Annotated in this window: 24 protein-coding genes; 18 read left to right on the top strand and 6 right to left on the bottom strand. The window is 37.6% G+C overall.

All coding sequences use genetic code 11. The annotated features are described in order from the left end of the window. Window positions 1-417: 417 nt before the first annotated feature. From Xsto_RS15815 to Xsto_RS15770, 10 genes are all read left to right on the top strand, one after another. The gene (locus tag Xsto_RS15815) at window positions 418-699 is read left to right on the top strand and encodes a type II toxin-antitoxin system RelB/DinJ family antitoxin (RefSeq protein ID WP_099125664.1); all 282 of its coding nucleotides are present in this window, start codon (window positions 418-420) and stop codon (window positions 697-699) included. After that, window positions 683-964, top strand: coding sequence for a type II toxin-antitoxin system YafQ family toxin (locus tag Xsto_RS15810; protein ID WP_425304004.1), 282 nt, complete (start codon window positions 683-685; stop codon window positions 962-964). The genes Xsto_RS15815 and Xsto_RS15810 overlap by 17 nt, the downstream gene beginning before the upstream one ends. A 189-nt stretch (window positions 965-1,153) precedes the next feature. Then, on the top strand, window positions 1,154-2,329 hold the full coding sequence (locus Xsto_RS15805) for a phage tail sheath protein (RefSeq protein WP_099125663.1): 1,176 nt from the start codon (window positions 1,154-1,156) through the stop codon (window positions 2,327-2,329). Window positions 2,330-2,340: 11 nt separating this feature from the next. Continuing rightward, entirely contained in the window at window positions 2,341-2,859 is a 519-nt protein-coding gene (locus tag Xsto_RS15800; protein ID WP_038265769.1) for a phage major tail tube protein, read from the top strand. A 98-nt stretch (window positions 2,860-2,957) separates the two neighbouring features. After that, entirely contained in the window at window positions 2,958-3,275 is a 318-nt protein-coding gene (locus Xsto_RS15795; RefSeq protein ID WP_099121949.1) for a phage tail assembly protein, read from the top strand. A gap of 11 nt (window positions 3,276-3,286) precedes the next feature. Further along, on the top strand, window positions 3,287-3,409 hold the full coding sequence (locus Xsto_RS15790) for a GpE family phage tail protein (protein ID WP_086955987.1): 123 nt from the start codon (window positions 3,287-3,289) through the stop codon (window positions 3,407-3,409). After that, the gene (locus tag Xsto_RS15785) at window positions 3,402-5,993 is read left to right on the top strand and encodes a phage tail protein (RefSeq protein ID WP_099125662.1); all 2,592 of its coding nucleotides are present in this window, start codon (window positions 3,402-3,404) and stop codon (window positions 5,991-5,993) included. Before Xsto_RS15790 ends, Xsto_RS15785 begins: the two co-directional genes overlap by 8 nt. Then, entirely contained in the window at window positions 5,990-6,496 is a 507-nt protein-coding gene (locus tag Xsto_RS15780) for a phage tail protein (RefSeq protein ID WP_099125661.1), read from the top strand. The genes Xsto_RS15785 and Xsto_RS15780 overlap by 4 nt, the downstream gene beginning before the upstream one ends. Then, window positions 6,493-7,956, top strand: a complete 1,464-nt coding sequence (locus Xsto_RS15775; protein ID WP_099125660.1) for a phage late control D family protein — start codon at window positions 6,493-6,495, stop codon at window positions 7,954-7,956. The genes Xsto_RS15780 and Xsto_RS15775 overlap by 4 nt, the downstream gene beginning before the upstream one ends. Before the next feature lie 99 nt (window positions 7,957-8,055). Then, the gene (locus Xsto_RS15770; RefSeq protein ID WP_099121945.1) at window positions 8,056-8,304 is read left to right on the top strand and encodes an ogr/Delta-like zinc finger family protein; all 249 of its coding nucleotides are present in this window, start codon (window positions 8,056-8,058) and stop codon (window positions 8,302-8,304) included. 171 nt (window positions 8,305-8,475) lie between these two features. Here Xsto_RS15770 and Xsto_RS15765 read toward each other — a convergent pair whose 3' ends face one another. Continuing rightward, complete coding sequence (locus Xsto_RS15765) at window positions 8,476-8,703, bottom strand: HP1242/YdcH family protein (protein ID WP_099111317.1); 228 nt, start codon at window positions 8,701-8,703, stop codon at window positions 8,476-8,478. A gap of 271 nt (window positions 8,704-8,974) precedes the next feature. On the opposite strand from Xsto_RS15765, the gene eco reads away from it, so the two are divergent. The 6 genes from eco (at window position 8,975) to Xsto_RS15735 (ending at window position 13,968) form a co-directional block, all read left to right on the top strand. Continuing rightward, the gene (gene eco / locus Xsto_RS15760; protein ID WP_099125668.1) at window positions 8,975-9,448 is read left to right on the top strand and encodes a serine protease inhibitor ecotin; all 474 of its coding nucleotides are present in this window, start codon (window positions 8,975-8,977) and stop codon (window positions 9,446-9,448) included. A gap of 222 nt (window positions 9,449-9,670) precedes the next feature. After that, window positions 9,671-10,366: an aquaporin Z gene (aqpZ, locus tag Xsto_RS15755; RefSeq protein ID WP_099125659.1), complete on the top strand. Its 696-nt coding sequence runs from the start codon at window positions 9,671-9,673 to the stop codon at window positions 10,364-10,366. 197 nt (window positions 10,367-10,563) lie between these two features. After that, a complete protein-coding gene (locus Xsto_RS15750) occupies window positions 10,564-11,469 on the top strand; it encodes an ATP-grasp fold amidoligase family protein (RefSeq protein ID WP_099125658.1) in 906 nt (301 codons plus the stop codon). 35 nt (window positions 11,470-11,504) lie between these two features. After that, window positions 11,505-12,503 (top strand): glycosyltransferase family 2 protein, encoded by a 999-nt coding sequence (locus tag Xsto_RS15745; RefSeq protein ID WP_099125657.1) that lies wholly within the window; start codon window positions 11,505-11,507, stop codon window positions 12,501-12,503. Between the two features lie 96 nt (window positions 12,504-12,599). Continuing rightward, the gene (locus Xsto_RS15740) at window positions 12,600-13,505 is read left to right on the top strand and encodes a glycosyltransferase family 2 protein (protein WP_141554524.1); all 906 of its coding nucleotides are present in this window, start codon (window positions 12,600-12,602) and stop codon (window positions 13,503-13,505) included. A 25-nt stretch (window positions 13,506-13,530) separates the two neighbouring features. After that, window positions 13,531-13,968: a GNAT family N-acetyltransferase gene (locus tag Xsto_RS15735; protein WP_099125655.1), complete on the top strand. Its 438-nt coding sequence runs from the start codon at window positions 13,531-13,533 to the stop codon at window positions 13,966-13,968. Window positions 13,969-14,059: 91 nt separating this feature from the next. Here the strand turns inward: Xsto_RS15735 and Xsto_RS15730 are convergent, their stop codons facing one another. Continuing rightward, the gene (locus Xsto_RS15730) at window positions 14,060-15,262 is read right to left on the bottom strand and encodes an MFS transporter (RefSeq protein WP_211284330.1); all 1,203 of its coding nucleotides are present in this window, start codon (window positions 15,260-15,262) and stop codon (window positions 14,060-14,062) included. 120 nt (window positions 15,263-15,382) lie between these two features. Here Xsto_RS15730 and Xsto_RS15725 point away from each other — a divergent pair, with 120 nt between their 5' ends. Beyond that, window positions 15,383-15,970, top strand: coding sequence for a TetR/AcrR family transcriptional regulator (locus Xsto_RS15725; protein WP_099125654.1), 588 nt, complete (start codon window positions 15,383-15,385; stop codon window positions 15,968-15,970). Between the two features lie 61 nt (window positions 15,971-16,031). Here Xsto_RS15725 and Xsto_RS15720 read toward each other — a convergent pair whose 3' ends face one another. Beyond that, complete coding sequence (locus Xsto_RS15720; protein ID WP_099125653.1) at window positions 16,032-16,616, bottom strand: ATP-dependent Clp protease proteolytic subunit; 585 nt, start codon at window positions 16,614-16,616, stop codon at window positions 16,032-16,034. 193 nt (window positions 16,617-16,809) lie between these two features. After that, on the bottom strand, window positions 16,810-17,451 hold the full coding sequence (locus Xsto_RS15715) for a TetR/AcrR family transcriptional regulator (RefSeq protein WP_099125652.1): 642 nt from the start codon (window positions 17,449-17,451) through the stop codon (window positions 16,810-16,812). A 281-nt stretch (window positions 17,452-17,732) separates the two neighbouring features. Between Xsto_RS15715 and Xsto_RS15710 the strand changes: the two genes are divergently transcribed. Next, window positions 17,733-17,939 carry a hypothetical protein gene (locus tag Xsto_RS15710; protein ID WP_099125651.1) on the top strand — a complete coding sequence of 69 codons (207 nt, stop codon included), beginning with the start codon at window positions 17,733-17,735 and terminating at the stop codon, window positions 17,937-17,939. 293 nt (window positions 17,940-18,232) lie between these two features. On the opposite strand, the gene Xsto_RS15705 is transcribed toward Xsto_RS15710, so the two are convergent. Further along, window positions 18,233-18,808 (bottom strand): YceI family protein, encoded by a 576-nt coding sequence (locus tag Xsto_RS15705; protein WP_099125650.1) that lies wholly within the window; start codon window positions 18,806-18,808, stop codon window positions 18,233-18,235. A gap of 16 nt (window positions 18,809-18,824) precedes the next feature. Further along, window positions 18,825-19,385 (bottom strand): cytochrome b, encoded by a 561-nt coding sequence (locus Xsto_RS15700; protein ID WP_099125649.1) that lies wholly within the window; start codon window positions 19,383-19,385, stop codon window positions 18,825-18,827. Between the last annotated feature and the right edge of the window lie 98 nt (window positions 19,386-19,483).

Genomic DNA, 19,483 nt, shown 5'->3' with positions numbered 1-19,483 from the left:
GAGCACCATGAAAATAAACAGGTTTTAGAACTGCTCCTCCAATATCTTTATTGAGTGCATTTTTTGCCAGCTCTTTGGTTTCCGTTAACCCGAGGTTTTATAGAACACGATGTGAATACATAATAAGACTGATAACAGCAGACGAAAGGCAATAACCAAAGAAGTAATAAGCAAAAGCATACACATTTTATAGTTCATTTAATACCCAACATCCCAATTTATATAAGCACTAGACAAAAAGAATAAAATACAAACAAAAATCGTCTGTTTTTAGTACTTTTATTTCACCTTATATAACGTATGAATGAAACATTTTCATTTGCTCTAACTCCAGCAATAGCACGTTTTTTAGTCTTGTTATGTGACTACGGTGGGACTACAATCAATAGCTATTATGTAAAGAAAGAGGGGGTTTTTATGGCTAATGAAACTTATGTCAGGGCGAAAATTGACCCTAAAACTAAAGAACTTGCAACTATTGCACTCCAATCTATGGGGTTGACAGTAAGCGATGCTATTCGCATGTTGATGGTACAAGTAGCGGAAAAAAATACGCTACCCTTCAAAGTGACAGGTACTCATTACCGGAATGCTTCTCGCACAAAAGCTGCTATTAAACAGCTTGAAAGTGGGAATGGTAAAACGTTTGATAGTGTTTCTGCTTTCATGGATGATCTGAACAATGATGAGGAAGATTAGTCGTTCTTCTGAGTTCAAGAAGGACTATAAGCGCGTTAAGAAAGGTAAATATCGCGCAACTATCGATGAAAGTTTAGTTGAAATACTGGATATACTGGTAAATGATAAACCAATCCCGCCAAAGTACTTCGATCATCCACTAAAAGGAAACTGGCGGGGTTTCCGAGATTGCCATCTTCACCCAGATCTACTGCTGATTTACAAAAAAGTTGGTAATACCGTTTTGGAGCTTGCCCGATTAGGCTCACACAGCGAGTTATTCTGATAACTCCTGAATAAACCGTCCGCTGGGACGGATTTTTTTACCTGCTGCACACCTAAAAATTCAACCAATTGATTTAAAACAAAAATATCTCAACCAATTTGTACCTCCTACCACACATACCTAACCACATGATTTTGCAGTCTTAATCCGCCAATATACTCCCACACCTTAACAGGAGAGAACGCTAATATGGCACAAGATTATCATCACGGAGTCCGTGTTCAGGAAATTAAAGAAGGTACGCGTACCATTACTACCGTTAGCACCGCTATCGTAGGTATGGTCTGTATTGCACCTGACGCAGACGAAAAAACATTCCCATTAAACACACCAGTATTACTGACTGACGTTATGAGCGCCATCGGTAAAGCCGGCAAAGAAGGTACGCTAGCCGCATCATTGAAAGCAATCGCAGCACAGGCTCAACCTGTCACTGTTGTTGTACGTGTTGCTGAGGGAGAATCTGAAAAAGATACCGTTTCTAACATTATCGGTGACGTTACGCCAGAAGGTAAGAAAACGGGTATGAAGGCACTGCTCGCTGCGCAAAGCCAACTCGGTGTTAAACCCCGTATTCTGGGTGCTCCGGGTCTGGACTCACAACCGGTTGCTGCTGAACTGGCCTCTATTGCCAAGCAACTGAAAGCAATGGCGTATGTCAGCGCTTATGGCTGCAAAAATATCTCCGAAGTTATCAAATATCGTGAAAACTTCGGTCAGCGTGAACTCATGCTGATTTGGCCTGATTTCCTGAGATGGGATAAAGGTGAAGTTATCGCACCTGCAACGGCTTATGCACTAGGCCTGCGTGCCAAAATTGACGAAGAGACTGGCTGGCACAAAACCCTGTCCAACGTGGGCGTTAATGGTGTAACGGGTCTGTCTGCTGATGTCTTCTGGGATCTGCAAGCGATTGGAACTGACGCTGATCTGCTGAACCAAAATCACATAACAACACTGATCCGCAAAAACGGTTTTCGTTTCTGGGGTTCACGTACTTGTGCTGGCGCTGATTCGGAGGACTCACTGTTCCAATTCGAAAGCTATACCCGCACCGCGCAGGTTCTGGCTGACACCATGGCTGATGCACACATGTGGGCAATCGACAAACCACTGACTCCATCACTGGTACGCGACATTATTGAAGGCATCAATGCTAAGTTCCGCGAACTGAAAGCGGGTGGTTACATCATTGATGGTCGTTGCTGGTATGACGACAAAATCAACGATAAAGACACTCTGAAAGCAGGCAAATTGACCATCGACTACGACTATACCCCTGTACCGCCACTGGAAAACATGATGTTACGCCAGCGTATTACAGATAGTTACCTGATGGATTTCGCGAAAAGTATCAATAAATAAGGGGCTAACTGATGGCATTACCTCGCAAACTTAAGTACCTGAACTTGTTCAACGATGGCAACAACTATCAGGGTATCGTGGAAGAACTGACGCTTCCTAAACTGAGCCGAAAACTGGAAGCCTACCGTGGTGCCGGTATGAACGGCAGCGCAATGGTAGATCTGGGTCTGGATGAAGGCGCATTGGATGCTGAATTCACTCTGGGTGGGATCGAATCTCAGCTGTACAAACAGTGGGGCATCGCTCAAGTGGATGGTGTCATGCTGCGCTTTGCTGGCTCTTTTGAGCGCGAAGACACCGGTGACGTGGTTGCAGTTGAAGTTGTGATGCGTGGCCGCTTCCAGGAGTTCGATCACGGTACTTATAAACAGGGCGACAACACACAAACCAAAATTACCGCTAAAAACACTTACTTCAAACTGACCTGGGATGGCGAGGAACTGATTGAAATCGATACCGTCAACATGGTTGAAAAAGTGGGCGGAGAAGATCGTCTGGCACAACATCGCCGCGCTATCGGTCTGTTTTAATCGCTCTTTTAATTAGCAAATTTTAAAACTTATTCCCTGTCTCACCCAGCATATTTTCGGCTGAGGCAGGTTTTTACTCGGATAAACAAGGTTGAATTATGACTGAAGCACTGAAAACTCAAAATGAAGATCTGCGCACAATCGAACTGGAAGCTCCACTGGCGCGAGGCAACGGAAAAATCACGGAAGTGACGGTACGTAAACCTACCAGTGGTGCGCTGCGCGGTGCTCGTTTACAGGCACTGCTGGAAATGGATGTGGACTCTATGTTGCTGATTCTGCCACGTGTCACCACACCTGCATTGACCAAGAATGACCTGATGATGATGTCACCCGGTGATCTGATTAATCTCAGTGTGGAGGTGGTCAATTTTTTGTTGCCGAAATCGGTCAAGTCCGATTCCCAGAACGATTAACCGTTGATGAACTGGTGGCAGATATTGCCACCGTTTTTCACTGGAGACCGGCAGATACAGATGAAATGTCACTGTCGGAATTATTGGACTGGCGACATCGGGCCATTTTAAGAAGTGGTGCGGAGAATGAGTAATATACAATCACAGGTAAACAAGGTACTCAGTGCCGTAAGTAAATTGACCAGTTCCTTTAAATCTTTTCAACGGCATCAGAAAAAACTGGTGGATACAACAGATAAAATTCATAACCAGTTTAAAAAGCTCAATAAAACCGTTGAAAGTTTAAAACCTATTGTCGGATATGCGCAGGAAACTGCGCGTATGCGTGCCGATCTTAAAGCCTACAATCAAACAATTAAGCAATCTTTCTCTGCGCAGCAGAATTCGTCAAGAATGACGCAGGTGAGTGCTGCGAGTCAATCAGTCAACATTACTCAAATAACTCAGAGTGTCAGCCAAGTAAATTCATCTAGCAAGAAAAGTGAAGTTAATCTTGGCGTTACTGGGAATATAACTAACAATTTCAGTTTGTTAGATAAATTTATTATTAATATCAACGCCAGGATAAAGATTTTCGGTAATGTTGGCATAAGGATTTTTAGTTCGTTAAAAGTGGGTGTTCGTATATTTTCTTCACTATCCATTAATATATTTAGCTCATTGGGTATGAGATTAAATATTTTTGGTAAGTTAGGGATACGGATATTTGGCTCATTGAAGATAAATCTGAATATATTTGGTCAATTGGGATTTAGAATATTTGGATCTTTAAAGGTTGGGTTGAGTACCTTTGGACAATTAGGTCTACGAATATTTGGTTCGTTACGAATAAGTCTGAATATATTTGGTCAGCTGGGAATTAGAACCTTCGGCTCTTTAAGGATTGGACTGAGTATCTTTGGGCAATTAGGTCTACGAATATTTGGCTCGTTACGAATAAGTCTGAATATATTTGGTCAGCTGGGGATTAGAACCTTCGGCTCTTTAAGGGTTGGACTGAGTACCTTTGAACAATTAGGTCTACGAATATTTGGTTCGTTGCGAATAAGTCTGAATATATTTGGTCAGCTGGGAATTAGAACCTTCGGCTCTTTAAAGATTGGACTGAGTATCTTTGGACAATTAGGTCTGCGAATATTTGGCTCGTTGCGAATAGGTTTGAATATATTTGGTCAGCTGGGAATTAGAATCTTCGGTTCTTTAAGGGTTGGAGTAAATATATTTGGACAATTAGGAATTAGAATCTTTGCTTCGTTAAGGTTTAGCTTAGGTCTATTTGCCCAAGCTGGCGTCAGGCTCTTTGGCTCTTTACGCGTCAGCCTGCGTATTTTGGGGCAGATAGGTATTCAGGCATTTGCCTCGTTAAGGTTTAGCTTAAATATCTTTGGTCAGATAGGTGTAAGAATATTTGCTTCTTTAGGAATGAGCTTGAATATTCTGGGTAGTATTGGTGCAAGAGTTTTCGGATTTCTTGGAACTACCTTCGGAACATTATTTAATAAAGGCGGGAAAAACGATGCATTTGGGCAACCAAGGCGAGATATAGGTGCATTAGGTAATATTGGTCAAAAGGTTTTTGGACTTTTAGGCAATAGCATAAATATTCTGTCAAATATTGGCACAAAAGGTTTAGGCCTTTTAGGTAATGCATTTAGTGGTATTGGACGGGCAATAATGGTTATCGGGCGCGTTATGATGGCGAATCCAATTCTTGCCATTATTGGTGTCATCTCAATGGCTGCTATTTATATTTGGCAGAATTGGGAGTCACTGGGGCCGAAATTTATGGCTTTATGGGATAGCGTGAAAAATATCTTCAGTGGTGCTTGGGAGGGAATTAAAAACCTTGTCAATATAGCGTGGGAAGGTATTAAGAGCTTTTTCATGAATGGTGGGCTAATTGGCATTATCTACAATAACTGGGACACGATTAAACAAAGTGCTTCGGAAGCTTGGGAATTGGTAAAGTCAACAATTAGTGGTGCCTGGGAGTCAGTTAAACAGAATACATCTGAAATCTGGGAAAGTGTCAAAAAATCAATCTCAGATAAATGGGATGAAATTGTTGCCGATGTTCAGGCGATTCCGGAGAAATTAAAAACTGCCGGCTCGGATATGATCGATAATCTGTTGACGGGTATTCAGGAAAAATGGGAAGCACTGAAAGGTAAGATTTCTGCTATTACTGACGTCTTTACATCATGGTGGAAAGGCGATGAGAAAAAGGAAGTTGCATTAAAGAAAACAGAGGAAATTACTAAAAACGAAACAGCTCAGCAGGCTAAAAAAGTACAGCCGCCCCTATTCGATAAAGGTGGCTATGTTCCTATTGGAAAAACAGCCATTGTTGGCGAACGTGGTCCTGAACTTGTCAGTGGCGGGGCAAATGTTACTAGTCGTTTAGATACGGCGAAGTATGCAGCCGTGGGAGTTGCCATCAGCGCGATGTCATTACCTGTTGCAGCGCAGAACGCACCGTTACATGCGCAAAGTTTGCCTGCTCATGCCTATGAGGAAGTTCAGGCAAAACAAATGCGGAGCCAGCCGCAGCAACAAGCTAGCGCCGCGCCGCAATACAACATTTATGTCTATGGCTCTCAGGGACAGTCCGCGCAGGATATCGCCCGAATGGTCAGACAGGAACTGGAACAACGGGAACGTATGCAGCAAGCCCGTATGCGTAGCTCACTTTCTGACAGAGGAGAAGGTTTCTTATGATGGCTGCACTTGGTTTATTTGTTTTTATGCTGAAAACCACTCCGTACCAAAGTTTCCAGCATAAACAAAGCTGGAGACATGCCTTCAATAGCCGTGTGGGAGCACGGCCTGCATGGCAGTTTGTGGGTCCGGATAACGATACAGTAACGTTATCTGGAGATCTTTATCCTGAACTGACAGGTGGCTCCTTGTCGCTAACAGCATTGAAATTGATGGCTGATAGTGGCAAAGCATGGTCTTTGATTGATGGTAGTGGCGCAATTTATGGCATGTTTGTTATTGAAAGTATTGATGAAACAAAAACGGAATTTATGTCAGGTGGTGCGCCCCGTAAAATCAGCTTTACGCTAACACTACGGCGTGTTGATAACAATCTGTTGGAGATGTTGGGCGATTTGCAGCAACAGCTGATGGATATTAAAGGCAAAATGCCTAACTCATGGGATGATCTTTCGAAACTGAAGGATGACGGTATAAAGACAGTTAAGGAGTTCTTCTCATGATCGATTTCAAACAGTGGGTACCAAATACAGGTTGGATACCTCAATTCGATTTGATTACAGGCAAAGAGGGAGCACCAGCTTTTCGCTTAGAAATCGATAATAAGGATATTACCGGAAAAATACAGTCACGTTTAATGTCTTTATCTCTGACGGATAATAGAGGAGGGGAATCAGATCAGCTTGATATTGAGTTGGATGATGCAAATGGTGAACTCAAACTGCCATCAAGAGGCAATATTTTGACATTGGAATTGGGGTGGCATGGCTACCCTTTAACCCCAAAGGGAAAATTCGTTGTTGATGAAATTGAACATGTTGGTGCTCCTGATAGAGTAACCATACGTGCCCGCAGTGTTGATTTACGTGGTTATCTGAACGTTAAGCGCGAGTTGTCTTACCATCAACACACGTTAGAAACTATAGTTAGTACGGTTGCGACAAGAAATCAACTGAACTTTAAGGTTAGTGATACTTTAAAAAACATCACTGTGCATATCGATCAGACTAATGAATCTGACGTAAGCTTTTTGACTAGAGTAGCGAAGCAGGAAGGGGCGATTGCATCGGTCAAAAATGGCGAATTGTTGTTTATTCGTCAAGGAGAGAATGAAACAGGCAGTGGTACGCCTATTCCTCCGGTCAAAATTATCCGTAATTCTGGCGATAATCACAGATTTACACTATCAGATCGTGAGTCTTACACCGGAGTAATAGCGCAGTGGCTGGATACACGTACAACGGCTAAACAGACTGTGGAGTATAAGCGGAGAGAATCCAAAAGTGCCAAGGTTGAAGTATCAGTTCAATATGAAAGTACTAAAACGGATACGACAAAAAATAAGCCATCAAATAAAGAGCCACCTAAAAAAGAAGGAGGTTCTAAAAACAAAGACAAAAAATTCCCGGAAAAGGAGAAAGGAAAGCCTAAACATAAACCGGGGAGGGTGGATCTATCAAAAAGTGGAGCAAAAAAGCATAAACCTTCTTATGTTCAGCCCGCTCGTAAAGGGGAAAAGCGAAGTGACAAGAGCTTTAGCGTTGATGGAAGTTTTTCTTATGAAGAACAACAAGAGTCTGTAGTTGAACATGAACAAGCAACCACTGAACAACAAAGATCCAAGCAATATTTGCAAGGTTCAAGTGAAAATGTTCTGACTCTTTCTCGTATATATTCCAGCAAAGAAGAGGCAGGACGTGCAGCCGAAGCAGCTTGGAAAAAATTACAGCGAGGTGTAGCACAGTTCTCTATTACTTTAGCGAAAGGGCGTGCTGAGCTTTATCCTGAAATGCCAGTGCATATTGAGGGATTTAAAAAAGAAATCGACGGTACTGACTGGACAATCGTAAAAGTCACTCACAATCTTAATGACAGCGGGTTCACTACGTCACTGGATCTTGAGGTTAAACTTGATGAGGTCGAAATTAAACCAGAAGCGAAAGATCCCAAAATAAACACTTGATCTCAATATGAGATCTTTGATATATTGTTCACCAGACGAGATGGTGTTATTTCAAGACTGTTATTCCAAGAACAATGCTTTCAAGAAAGGTGAACAATTATGATTAAGTGTCCTCTTTGTAATCAATCAGCGCATACCCGTAGTAGCTTTGAGCATTCAAGCCAAACAAAAGAGCGCTATAACCAATGCCAGAATATCAATTGTGGGGCAACGTTCGTCAGCCATGAAACGTTTGTGCGCTTTATTTCTAAGCCAGGCGATGTTGAAAGTGTTACGCCGCATCCGAGGGCAAAAACTAAGAGACAACCTCGCCAGAAAGCTGCGCCACAAGCTGCTGTCACCCAATAAATAATAAAAAACCTTGCTCCAGTTTTTGCCACCTTTGATGGTGGCTTTTTTTATGGATATTGATAATTAAAAGTTCTCTTATTGAGAACCTTATGGTTGAGGCACAACAAAAACCTATCTCTTCATGAGACGCCCGCTTTTCAGCGTAGCAGGCGTCAGTCTATGGCAGGATTACTTCTGAGATTCCGCCTGTAAAATCCTTTGCATCTCATCCTTTATATGGAGTTTTTCTTTTTTTAATCGCATGACTTTTTCGTTATAGCCAGCCCCATTCGGGCCTTCAAGCTGCGATATTTCATGGTCAAGACGGTTATGTTTTTCAAACAAGGATTGGAAACGAGGGTGGGAGTCTTTCAGGTTGGATACTAAATCACGATCTTCTGCAAATTCTGGAAACATGGGACCTCCAATTACGAAGTTTACTACCACACTATGAGTGTAGCAGCCCATTGTAATACCAGATTTGAGAGATATCACATAAAAAATATTTTATAAAAATGGTGTATCTCTATGATTGTTAATGTAAATTTATTCTCCACTGAAGGAGGTGTTATTTCCTTTTAAAATAATAGTGGTAAAAATCAGTACCTTGCCAAAAAAGCATAATTTATTACTGAATTTTCGCTGTTATGATTCTCTTGCGTTGTTAAACATACCAAGAGGTGAAAAAATGAAAAAGTATCTACTTGCTTTAGCTGCTATGAGCGTTTCTGTTTATGCCCAGGCTGATAAAACTAATGATCTGGCTCCATTCCCTGAACCTTCAGAGGGCATGGTTCGCAGTGTCATTACGCTAACACCTGAAAAGGACGAAAATAATTACATGGTCGAATTGATGATTGGCAAAAGTATGATGGTAGATTGCAATCATCACTGGTTTGGTGGAAATCTTGAAACCAAAAATATCGATGGTTGGGGATACAATTATTATGAATTGGATAAAGTAGCTGGCCCAATGTCAACAAAAATGGCCTGTGCAGATCAGAAAAAAACCATGAAGTTCGTGACAGTGAATTTAGATAAGGATGCATTTATACGTTATAACAGTAAATTACCAATCGTAGTATATACACCGAAAACGATAAAAGTTAAATATCGTATTTGGCAAGCATCAGATAAGGTTAATGCATCAGTAGAGAAATAAATTACTAATTAAGTAACTCAACAACCTGAGTTTAATATCAGTAAACTCAGGTTGTTATGTTGATTAAATAAATACATCCTTGCTAATTATTGAAATCACTACTCTTCGTATTTTCTTGTCATCTATTTTCTGCTGATGAATCCTTGCACATATTTAAAAATACTAACTAAACTTTGTTTGGATTCTTTTGCATTCATGCAGGTATCTTTGAGGAATCATATAATGTTTAAAAAATTATCGGCAGAGTTCTTAGGAACTTTTTGGTTAGTGTTCGGAGGGTGTGGAAGTGCTGTTTTAGCTGCGGCATTCCCACTGCTTGGGATTGGTTTTGTGGGAGTATCACTGGCTTTTGGTTTAACAGTTGTGACTATGGCATATGCTGTCGGTCATATCTCAGGAGGACATTTTAATCCGGCTGTCACATTAGGTCTATTTGTTGGTGGGCGTATTCCAGCCAAAGATGTCATTCCTTATATTATTGTTCAGGTGGTTGGTGGAATTGCCGCCGCAGCGGTATTGTATTTAATAGCCAGTGGTCAGAGTGATTTTGATGCAACGGAAAGTGGTTTTGCTTCCAATGGATATGGGGAACATTCTCCCGGAGGGTTTTCATTACAATCTGCCATTATCATTGAGTTGGTATTAAGCGCATTTTTTCTGATTGTGATTTTTGGAGTAACAGATAAAAATGCATCAATTAAATTTGCGCCATTGGCGATTGGTTTAGCGTTAACTCTGATTCACCTAATTAGTATACCTGTAACAAATACATCGGTTAACCCTGCAAGAAGTACAGGAGTGGCTATTTTTCAAGGAACCTGGGCGATAGAACAGTTATGGTTATTCTGGCTGACTCCCTTGATTGGTGGAATTATTGGAGGCTTGATATATAGATGGTTATTACAAAAAAATGAATAAATGATAAATGTTGTTCTGTTATTAAATGCCATGCGATAGTATGGCATTTTTCTAAGTAGGGTAAAGAGTATTAATTCACTCTTATAGAGTAAATGTTTAAGAATGTTATGGTAGCATCTATAAAGATATTAATATGAAAATTTAATTAGAGTTAAAGTTGGTTATAAATTTTTATCTATGATAAAGAACTTATCTATATGAATAAATACCTCAAGAAGTTAAGAAATAAATTTTTCTACCATATATGTGATTTATTCCCTGAGTTTGTTACAAAGTCAATTTATAAAGAGAGATTAAATAAAAAACTTAATCTGATAACTCCCGTTACATTTAATGAAAAATTACAATGGTTAAAATTAAATACATATAAGAATAATAAGTTAGTGACTCAGTGCTCTGATAAATTTTCTGTTAGAGATTATGTAAAAGATAGAGGGTGTGAAGAAATACTAATACCCCTTTATGGCTCTTGGGATAAAGCCAGCGATATCGATTGGGATAATCTTCCTGATAAATTTGTTATGAAGTGCAATCATGGTGCATGTTATAACATCATATGCAGAGATAAAAAAAACCTTAATATTGTTGATGAAGTCAAAAAATTAAACCACTGGATGAGGGAAGATTATTGGCGTAAGTCTGTGGAAATGATATATAAAAATATATCTAAGAAAATCATATGTGAAAAATTCATTGAAACAAAAGATGGGTTATTACCTTACGATTACAAAATATTTTGTTTCAATGGAAAAGCTGAGTTTGTCATGGTATGTGCTGATAGGGAATCAGGAAAGCCAAAATTTTATTTTATGAATAGAAATTGGGAGTTATTACCTTATGGTATGGATTATATGGATATTAATCTTGATTGCCTGATAAAGCCAGAAAACTTTGAAAAATTATTTTACTATGCTGAAAAATTGGCACAGCCATTTCCATTTGTCAGAGTTGATTTATATCTAAATGATAAAATAATAAATTTTGGTGAGTTGACTTTTATTCACTCTGCGGGCATGGATAATGAGTTAAATAGTAAAGAAAATAAAAATATAGATAAAAATATTGGCGCTCTTATTGAATTGGATTTTAATAATAGAAGTTAAATTAAAAGTAATGAATTAATATAAGGGTTTGTTTCATGAATAAAGATGTTCCTAAAATCTCTGTAATAATGTCCGTTTTCAATGGTTGTGAATTTTTGTCTGAAGCCGTAGAATCAATTCTCAGTCAGTCGTTTTATGATTATGAATTTATCATAGTTAATGATGCCTCAACGGATAATACAGATCAGGTACTCTTTGAGCTTCAGAAGAGAGATAGCAGAATAAAAATTATCACGAATGCCTATAATATGGGCCTTGCTAAATCTTTGAATATGGCTATATCCCTCTCCAGAGGGGAGTTTATAGCCAGAATGGATGCTGATGATTATTCATATCCAGATAGACTCAAAAATCAATATGAGTTTATGGTTGAGAATACTGATATTATTGTGTGTGGTACATCTATGAGTATCCATGAAGAACCGGGTAATAATAAAATTCCACCTTTAAGTCATGAAAAAATAATATCTCGCATTGCATTTGACTGTCCTTTCTATCACCCTACTGTAATGATAAGAAAAGAGACTTTTCTGAAGCTAGGGGCTTCTTATCCTGAAAATTATAAAAAAGCACAAGATTATGGATTATGGGTAAGTTTATTTTTATTAACAATTGGTGAAGGTTATAGGTTTATTAATCTTCCTGATGTTTTATTAAAATACAGAGTGCATCCTGAGAAGGTAAGGGACGATTATTATAATGAGCAGTTGCTTTATTCAGCTGAATCTCAATTTAAATTAATGTCTTATTTAGGTATCAAAGTGGACTTTAATAGTTTAGCAAAAATAAATTTGAGAAATAAGCTATCAGGTTATGAAATTATTAAACTAAATAAAATATTGAAACAAATAGCAATGGGAATAATGTTGTTGTTGGCTCAGAAAGATAGGGAGTATGTTCATGATATATTAATAGCCAAGCAATATAAACTGTATTCTAGGTCTAAAATAAGTAACTTATTGGGATTTTTATTAAAAATTTATTCTAGATTTCTTTACTTCTCTAATAGAAAAAAGATAAGGTTATTTTTATAACTTTATTCAGTTAAAATAATAAATCTAAATCAGATAAATAGATTATTGAAATATGCAAAAAATATAACCGGGCATTGGTTGTATATCGAGGCCGATATGGTACCTATACTATCCATCATTATTACAGCACATAATTTCGAGAATTTCATTAACAATTGCTTGATAAGTATAAAAAGGTGTATTGATTTTAATGAAAATCGTGCAATTGAAATTATATTAATTGATGATAAATCTAATGATAAAACATCTAAAGTTATGATGGATTTTGCAAACTCAGAAAATAATAATGCTAAATATTTTAGAACAGAGTTTGGTAATATTGGTAAGGTAAGGAATTTTTCCATTCTGAATAGCTTTGGTAAATATATAACCTTCATAGATGGTGATGATGTAATTCCTTTATTCGACCTTGATACGGTATTGGATTTTTTAGTTTCTAACGAAGTTGATATTCTTATATCAAAAATTAATGATGTCTATAAAGATTCTGATTATATTGCCCAATCTAACTTTATCCTACCATTAAAATTAACACAAAATGAAGCTGTTAGAGAATTTTTGAAGCATAAAAAATTTCAGGCTCATTTGTGTGGGAAGTTTTTTAATAGAAGGCTATTTGATTGTATAAAAATACCTGAAGTTGTTTGTTATGAAGATGCACTTATCTTTCCTGATATCTTAGTGATAAGTAAAGATATCTTTATAACAAAATCTGTTTTTTATAACTATATAAAACGGATTGGTAGTTTATCAAATGATATTAATCCTGATAAAGCCAATATTATGGCTGATGCGATTATACATATGAATAATGTCTTTGGTGAAAAATATAAAAACATTATTACTACTCATGCTGTAGAGCATCTTTTAAAAAATAAAAGATTGTTATCAGGTGAAAGAATGAATTATTTAAAATACATGATAAAATCAGTAAATAAAATTTCATATTTTTTGGATCCCAGTGTAAGATTCAGTTTCAAGAGAAAAATATTAAAGCTGTAATTTGATACAATTAAAGGGGAATAATATGAAGCAAGCTATGCAATGGAAACGTGATGATTATTGGATTACGACAGATAAAAGTAATATTGATGTCAATTTCGTGCATAATAACCTTACCCAATTATTTTGGGCTAGAGGAATTGAATTTGAAAAAGTTAAAACTGCGGTAGAAAATAGTTTATGCTTTTTATTATCCCATCAAGATAAAAAAATCGGATTCGCTAGGCTAATAACTGATTTTTCTACGTTTTCTTATGTTGTAGATGTATTTATTATTGATGAGTATCAAAAGAAAGGATTAGGGCGCTGGTTAATGGAGTGTGTTTTACAGCATCCAGCCGTTACCGATGTAGATCATGTCACACTGGTAACGTCTTCAGCAAGCTGGCTTTATAAGAAACTGGGATTTAAACCTGTTACAGAGCCAGATTTCGTCTGGACACTGGAGAAAAAGCAAAAGTAGTCACTTTATTCAATCCAATTCGCTAATTCCAGAACTCAATTTTTTCGGATTGCATATTACCTGTGAGCGTATTTTTATAGCCTGATTTTGATCAGGCTTTTTTAGATTTCATTTTTTTAATGTCAGAGAATAAAGTCAGTAATCCTATGAAAGCCATACTGCAACCTGCCCATAATGGTGCTTTTAATCCCCAACCTAAACTAATGAATAATCCACCTAACGAAGCACCAATAACAACGCCAAGTGTAATGACAGAGGTATGAATAGTATTTACAAATGGGCGACCGTTAGCTGTTTTCATTACCCGTGTAACCATAGCTGGATTCATTGTGACACCAACTAAGCCAATTCCTATTAATGAAAAAGTGGCAAGTAATTTGTTTTCACCAAAAGTCCCAAATAGCATGAGAAATAAGGTTAATAGTGTTAAGCCAGCTACTAGAATGATGATCGTATAACGTTCAGCTAATTTTCCAACAATGATATTACCTATTATTGTAGCGATACCATAGAGGATAAGCAGGCTGGCAATTGTTTCTTCCCGATAACCTGTCACGTCTTTTAATATGGGGGTGAAGTAAGTAAAGGCGGCAAAAGTAGCACCAATAATCAGCAAACTGGTGGAAAAAGCTCGCCATAATTCTGGATTGTTAAGAGTATGAAATTCAGCCCGTAAACTGATTGAAGATTGTTTTGGAATAAACGGAAGCCAGAATAAGCTAATGATCCCGGCAATAGTAGCGAGGGCAGTGGTTGTCCAAAAGCTGATCCTCCAGCCAATATATGTGCCTATCAGGTTCGCTATTGGTAATCCTAATATAGTTCCTATCATAATACCGGAGAGAACAATAGAAAGTGCCCACCCTCGCTGCTGCTCTGCCACAATTTCTGCGCAAATAGATACAGACATACCAAAAAAGGCACCAGAAACAGCTCCGGTTATTACTCGAGCAATTGCCAGAACGGTATAAGAATCAGCTAATGCTCCAAGTATTTCGCCGATAATAAAAATCAAATAAAGGGTAAGTAATGCAGTTTTAGGAGGCGTTTTTAATAACCCCAGTGTAAGTAACGGACCACCAAAAGTCATTGCCAAAGCATATAGAGAGACCAGATAACCAATTTCAGAAATAGAAACGTTTAAGTCATCAGCCATAATTGTCACCATACCTGTGACCTGAAATTCGCTGGTGACCATAGCGAAGACGCCGAATGCCAGTATATAAATAGACAGAGGGATCGTACTTTTAGTTATTGCAGCTGGAATAGCGATATTGCCTTTACATTTTTCCATTTTATCGCCTTGCTTATCGAATGTTTATTTTGTAGTGGTTATTACAAAATTATCTTACTTGCGAAAATTGATCAAGGGATTTATGTTATTCTCACTACATAAATAAAGAAGGTACATATAATGGCATCGCGTGGACGTCCTTTAAGTTTTGATCGTGAGGTTGCGCTTCAACGAGCAATGGAGGTTTTTTGGTCTAAAGGATATGAAGGAACACAACTTGTTGATCTAACCGCGGCAATGAATATCAATCCCCCTAGTTTTTATGCAGCATTTGGCAGTAAAAAACAGGCTTTTTATGCGGCGGTTGATTTATATATTAAAACCATAGGCGCTAAAGCTATGGATAGCCTTAACAATGCAGAAAGTGTAAAGCAAGGGTTGCGGGCTATGTTAGAGGTTTCTGTGGAAGTGGCTACTTCGAATCAGTCAGGTGGATGTTTACTCGTTCTGGGAATAGTCAATAATTTACAAGAAAACGAGGATGCTTATACTTACCTGAAAGAGGTTCGTCAATATACATGGAAGCTAATTCACACACGGATAGCGAAAGCAGTAGCAGATGGTGAATTATCGGGTGAAACAGAGACAGGAAAATTAGCATCTTATTTTTTGGGGATTATGCAGGCCATTTCATTTCAGGCTCGCGATGGTGTTTCCAGAGAAGATCTCATGTGTTTGATTGAGCCTGCAATGGCTGTAATACTCTAATAAATTGTCATCACCATTACAGGTCACACATATAGCCTGATAAATTGCCAAACAGCCATTGCTATCCTGCTTTCAATTCACTCCAGTGGCTGATAATCTGCCCGACGATGCCGTAATCACGGGCTTCCTCCGGCCCCATCCAGAAATTACGGTCGGTGTCTTTTGCCACTTTATCTATAGGGTGCCCGGTGGCTTCACTGATAAGCTGATTTATACGGCCACGCATTTTTAATATTTCTTTTGTTTCAATTTCGATATCGGTAGCTCTTCCCTGAACGCCACCTAAAGGCTGGTGGATCATAAATCGGGTATTAGGAAGGCAATAACGATGTTCTTTTTTGGCTGCAAGGAAGAGAGTAATACCTGCACTGGCGACCCAGCCAGTACCAATCATAAGAACCTCTGGCTTAATAAATTTGAACATATCATGCAGAGTATCCCCAGATTCGACGTGTCCACCCTGACTGTTCACAAAAACTTTTATGGGGTTATTATTGAATTCCTGTAGTAGAAGAAGCTGAGTTATCACTTTTTCAACCAACTGTTGGTTGATTTCACCGGAGATAATTATAGAACGCGATTGAAAGAGTTTGTCGTGGAAAAGAGGTGTGATGAGGCTATTTTTTTCTGGGCTGTTGTTTGTCATTTGTATTCTCACTTAAAAAATATTATTTGCAATAGTATACAATATAGTATTAAAAATATTTTTTTGACTATAACCTTATAAAATAAACAAACTACACTTTAATTTTCACGCTACCGGAAGCATTTCTAGCCTATAAAACAATTAATGTAATCAGAGGCGTATGATAGAGATTGGCATTGAGATATTGTGACTTTTATTTTTCAATTTTATTTATTGTTACATTTTTTAGTATCGTTATAGGTTTTAATATTATCTTGGCGCTATGCACTAGCGGTATTAATGATTCTGCTTTTTCACCTGCCCTTGCTCGTAGAGATATTGAATGTAAAATGGCGATAATTAATTGAGAAATAATATCAATATCGGTATCAGGGAGAAACTCCCCATGATTTTTTGCTTCATCTAAAACTTTTTTTATCTGATTAATTTGTATTTTAATTACCATTGCAAGATATTGCTGAATTTCAGGTGACGCTATTTCTGCTACTGCTGTTGATAAAACCATGCAGCCCAATTGCCCATCTTTACCAGTATATAAATCAATAGAATAAACCAAATATCGGGTTATGCGATCAGTGATCGTGTCATTTTCATGTTGTTTTTTAAGTGCATTCTCAGTACATGTGGTTGCTATAGAGCCAAAGTTATCCATAGCTTTTTTATAAATGGCTAATTTATTTCCGAATGCTGCATAGAGACTTGGTTTATTCATTGAGGTTTCGGTTACTAAATCATCTAAAGATGTTGTAGTAAACCCTTTACGCCAAAAGAGAGACGTAATATTACTGATGGCCAATTTACTATCATAATTACGTGGGCGACCCTTTTTTTTCATTTCTTACTACTCAGTAAAATAATCATTTACAGAGTATAAAACAAATGGCATTATTTTACTAACCAGTAAAATAATAAGTTTAAGTAAGTGGAGTTCCGTTATTATCAATGTGATTTAAGATGAGGTGATGAAACAAATTGGCAAGTCACATAAATGTCATTATATTTTCATATGATCATAAATATGATAACTAAGTTATTAAATGATATTATATTAAAAAACATTAGATAATCGTTAATCATGGAACTTGTTAAAATTTTACCGTAAGGTTGAGGAATGTTATGAAAATAAATGTCATAATGAATAAAACCGAAATGAAATTTTTTATCGAAAATTTAATCCATCATGGTTATGATTATTATACGGAACTATGTGATGAATTTAGGCATGATGAAGAAATATCTAAAAATCACATTCTTAATATTTTGGATAGTGATGGAGTCTATCTAGATACAAAAGATATTAAAATAACCATCATAAATGAATAACAATATTGATAATTTTGGATGGAAAATAAGTGGAATTGAGATTCAGCTCTTATTTTTATTACTATTTGTATCTTAAATTTGACCACTTATTAATTCACTGAGTTAAATAATCAACAAATATACAGGTTATAGCAAAATATCAGTTTGGATTCATTTTTGGCGGCTTTGTCGAATTGAGTTGAATAACCGCCAGATGATTTTCATTACTCAATCATCCGGCGGGAATTAATTTTATCTATTTATGGTATGAAGGAATCGTTATGATCACTATATAACACAGAAGAATACCAAGCTTATTCCTTAACCCCTTCTACAGAAATGATTAACTCCACTTCCTGAGATTTTGGCCCTAAGTCGGTTTTAATATTGAAGTCTTTCAATTTAATTTTACCGTTCGCTTCAAATCCGGCGCGATAACCACCCCACGGATCTTTACCTTCTCCCATCAGCTTCGCTTGTAGTGTGACTGGTTTGGTTACACCATTGAGTGTCAGTTCACCGATAACTTTATACTGTTCACCCACTTTTTCCACTTTGGTTGAGGTAAATTTGGCTTCCGGGTATTTTGCTGTGTTTAAAAAATCAGCACTACGTAAGTGTTTATCACGTTCAGCATGGTTGGTATCTATACTGTCAGTTTTAATGATAACACTAACTTTATCAGTGGTCGGATTTTTGCTATCGAAGGTAAAATCACCATCAAATTTTTTGAAATTACCATAAACCCAGCTCATACCTAAATGCTGAATACGGAACTCAATAAAGGCGTGTTGGCCGGCAGTATCAATTTTATAGTTGGATGCCATTGCTGAGTTTGCACCCATAAATAAAACACCCGCAGTCAGGCCGATTAACGTCTTTTTCAACATAATGATTCTCCAAAATTTATTTTGTGTCTGGCGGGAAACCAAACATTCTTTTTAGCGTACTATCACGATCAATAAAGTGATGTTTTAAAGCAGCAAGCCCATGTAAAAGGGAAAGTACAACAATCAGCCAGGCAAGATATAAGTGGATAATACCTGCGGTATCTGCTTGTACCCCTTGTCTTGCCAGTGTGGCAGGGATTTCAAACCAGCCAAAAACACTGATGGGTTGACCATCAGCGGTGGAAATAAAGTATCCGCTGAATAAAATTCCAAACAGGACGATATAAAGGGTGAGATGAGCCAGTTTTGCACTGATCCGGGTAAACTGGCTGTAACTGCTCAGAGGTTTTGGCGGGGGGGAAATGAATCGCCAGATAACACGAATGACCATGACGATAAAAACCAAAAAACCAATGCTTTTATGCAATTCAGGTGCACTGTGATACCAGCTATCATAATAGCTTAATGTCACCATCCATAACCCCAGCATGAACATTCCATAAACAGCAAGCGCAATTAACCAGTGGATCAAAACAGAGACATGACCAAATTGTCTGGAAGTGTTTTTTAACAGCATATCGTTTCCTTATTTTTGATCACTTAAAAAAATAAAATCAACTAACACAGGATATAAACATAAATGAAAATCCCAAGCATTATAATAGATGAAAGTTT

This window comes from Xenorhabdus stockiae, from assembly GCF_002632825.1.
GTDB lineage: Bacteria > Pseudomonadota > Gammaproteobacteria > Enterobacterales > Enterobacteriaceae > Xenorhabdus > Xenorhabdus stockiae.
Note: the sequence above shows the minus strand (reverse complement) of the source record. Positions and strands in the feature narration are given on the sequence as shown.

What these genes read in the sequence shown, in the direction of transcription:
- Xsto_RS15765 (WP_099111317.1), bottom strand. Translation starts at nt 8,703, where the DNA reads ATGTTTCCAGAATTTGCAGAAGATCGTGATTTAGTATCCAACCTGAAA.
- Xsto_RS15785 (WP_099125662.1), top strand. Translation starts at nt 3,402, where the DNA reads ATGAGTAATATACAATCACAGGTAAACAAGGTACTCAGTGCCGTAAGT.
- Xsto_RS15775 (WP_099125660.1), top strand. Translation starts at nt 6,493, where the DNA reads ATGATCGATTTCAAACAGTGGGTACCAAATACAGGTTGGATACCTCAA.
- Xsto_RS15705 (WP_099125650.1), bottom strand. Translation starts at nt 18,808, where the DNA reads ATGTTGAAAAAGACGTTAATCGGCCTGACTGCGGGTGTTTTATTTATG.
- Xsto_RS15745 (WP_099125657.1), top strand. Translation starts at nt 11,505, where the DNA reads ATGAATAAAGATGTTCCTAAAATCTCTGTAATAATGTCCGTTTTCAAT.
- Xsto_RS15815 (WP_099125664.1), top strand. Translation starts at nt 418, where the DNA reads ATGGCTAATGAAACTTATGTCAGGGCGAAAATTGACCCTAAAACTAAA.
- Xsto_RS15810 (WP_425304004.1), top strand. Translation starts at nt 683, where the DNA reads ATGATGAGGAAGATTAGTCGTTCTTCTGAGTTCAAGAAGGACTATAAG.
- Xsto_RS15725 (WP_099125654.1), top strand. Translation starts at nt 15,383, where the DNA reads ATGGCATCGCGTGGACGTCCTTTAAGTTTTGATCGTGAGGTTGCGCTT.
- Xsto_RS15750 (WP_099125658.1), top strand. Translation starts at nt 10,564, where the DNA reads ATGAATAAATACCTCAAGAAGTTAAGAAATAAATTTTTCTACCATATA.
- Xsto_RS15720 (WP_099125653.1), bottom strand. Translation starts at nt 16,616, where the DNA reads ATGACAAACAACAGCCCAGAAAAAAATAGCCTCATCACACCTCTTTTC.
- eco (WP_099125668.1), top strand. Translation starts at nt 8,975, where the DNA reads ATGAAAAAGTATCTACTTGCTTTAGCTGCTATGAGCGTTTCTGTTTAT.
- Xsto_RS15740 (WP_141554524.1), top strand. Translation starts at nt 12,600, where the DNA reads ATGGTACCTATACTATCCATCATTATTACAGCACATAATTTCGAGAAT.
- Xsto_RS15735 (WP_099125655.1), top strand. Translation starts at nt 13,531, where the DNA reads ATGAAGCAAGCTATGCAATGGAAACGTGATGATTATTGGATTACGACA.
- Xsto_RS15715 (WP_099125652.1), bottom strand. Translation starts at nt 17,451, where the DNA reads ATGAAAAAAAAGGGTCGCCCACGTAATTATGATAGTAAATTGGCCATC.
- Xsto_RS15770 (WP_099121945.1), top strand. Translation starts at nt 8,056, where the DNA reads ATGATTAAGTGTCCTCTTTGTAATCAATCAGCGCATACCCGTAGTAGC.
- Xsto_RS15805 (WP_099125663.1), top strand. Translation starts at nt 1,154, where the DNA reads ATGGCACAAGATTATCATCACGGAGTCCGTGTTCAGGAAATTAAAGAA.
- Xsto_RS15795 (WP_099121949.1), top strand. Translation starts at nt 2,958, where the DNA reads ATGACTGAAGCACTGAAAACTCAAAATGAAGATCTGCGCACAATCGAA.
- Xsto_RS15780 (WP_099125661.1), top strand. Translation starts at nt 5,990, where the DNA reads ATGATGGCTGCACTTGGTTTATTTGTTTTTATGCTGAAAACCACTCCG.
- aqpZ (WP_099125659.1), top strand. Translation starts at nt 9,671, where the DNA reads ATGTTTAAAAAATTATCGGCAGAGTTCTTAGGAACTTTTTGGTTAGTG.
- Xsto_RS15800 (WP_038265769.1), top strand. Translation starts at nt 2,341, where the DNA reads ATGGCATTACCTCGCAAACTTAAGTACCTGAACTTGTTCAACGATGGC.
- Xsto_RS15710 (WP_099125651.1), top strand. Translation starts at nt 17,733, where the DNA reads ATGAAAATAAATGTCATAATGAATAAAACCGAAATGAAATTTTTTATC.
- Xsto_RS15730 (WP_211284330.1), bottom strand. Translation starts at nt 15,262, where the DNA reads ATGGAAAAATGTAAAGGCAATATCGCTATTCCAGCTGCAATAACTAAA.
- Xsto_RS15700 (WP_099125649.1), bottom strand. Translation starts at nt 19,385, where the DNA reads ATGCTGTTAAAAAACACTTCCAGACAATTTGGTCATGTCTCTGTTTTG.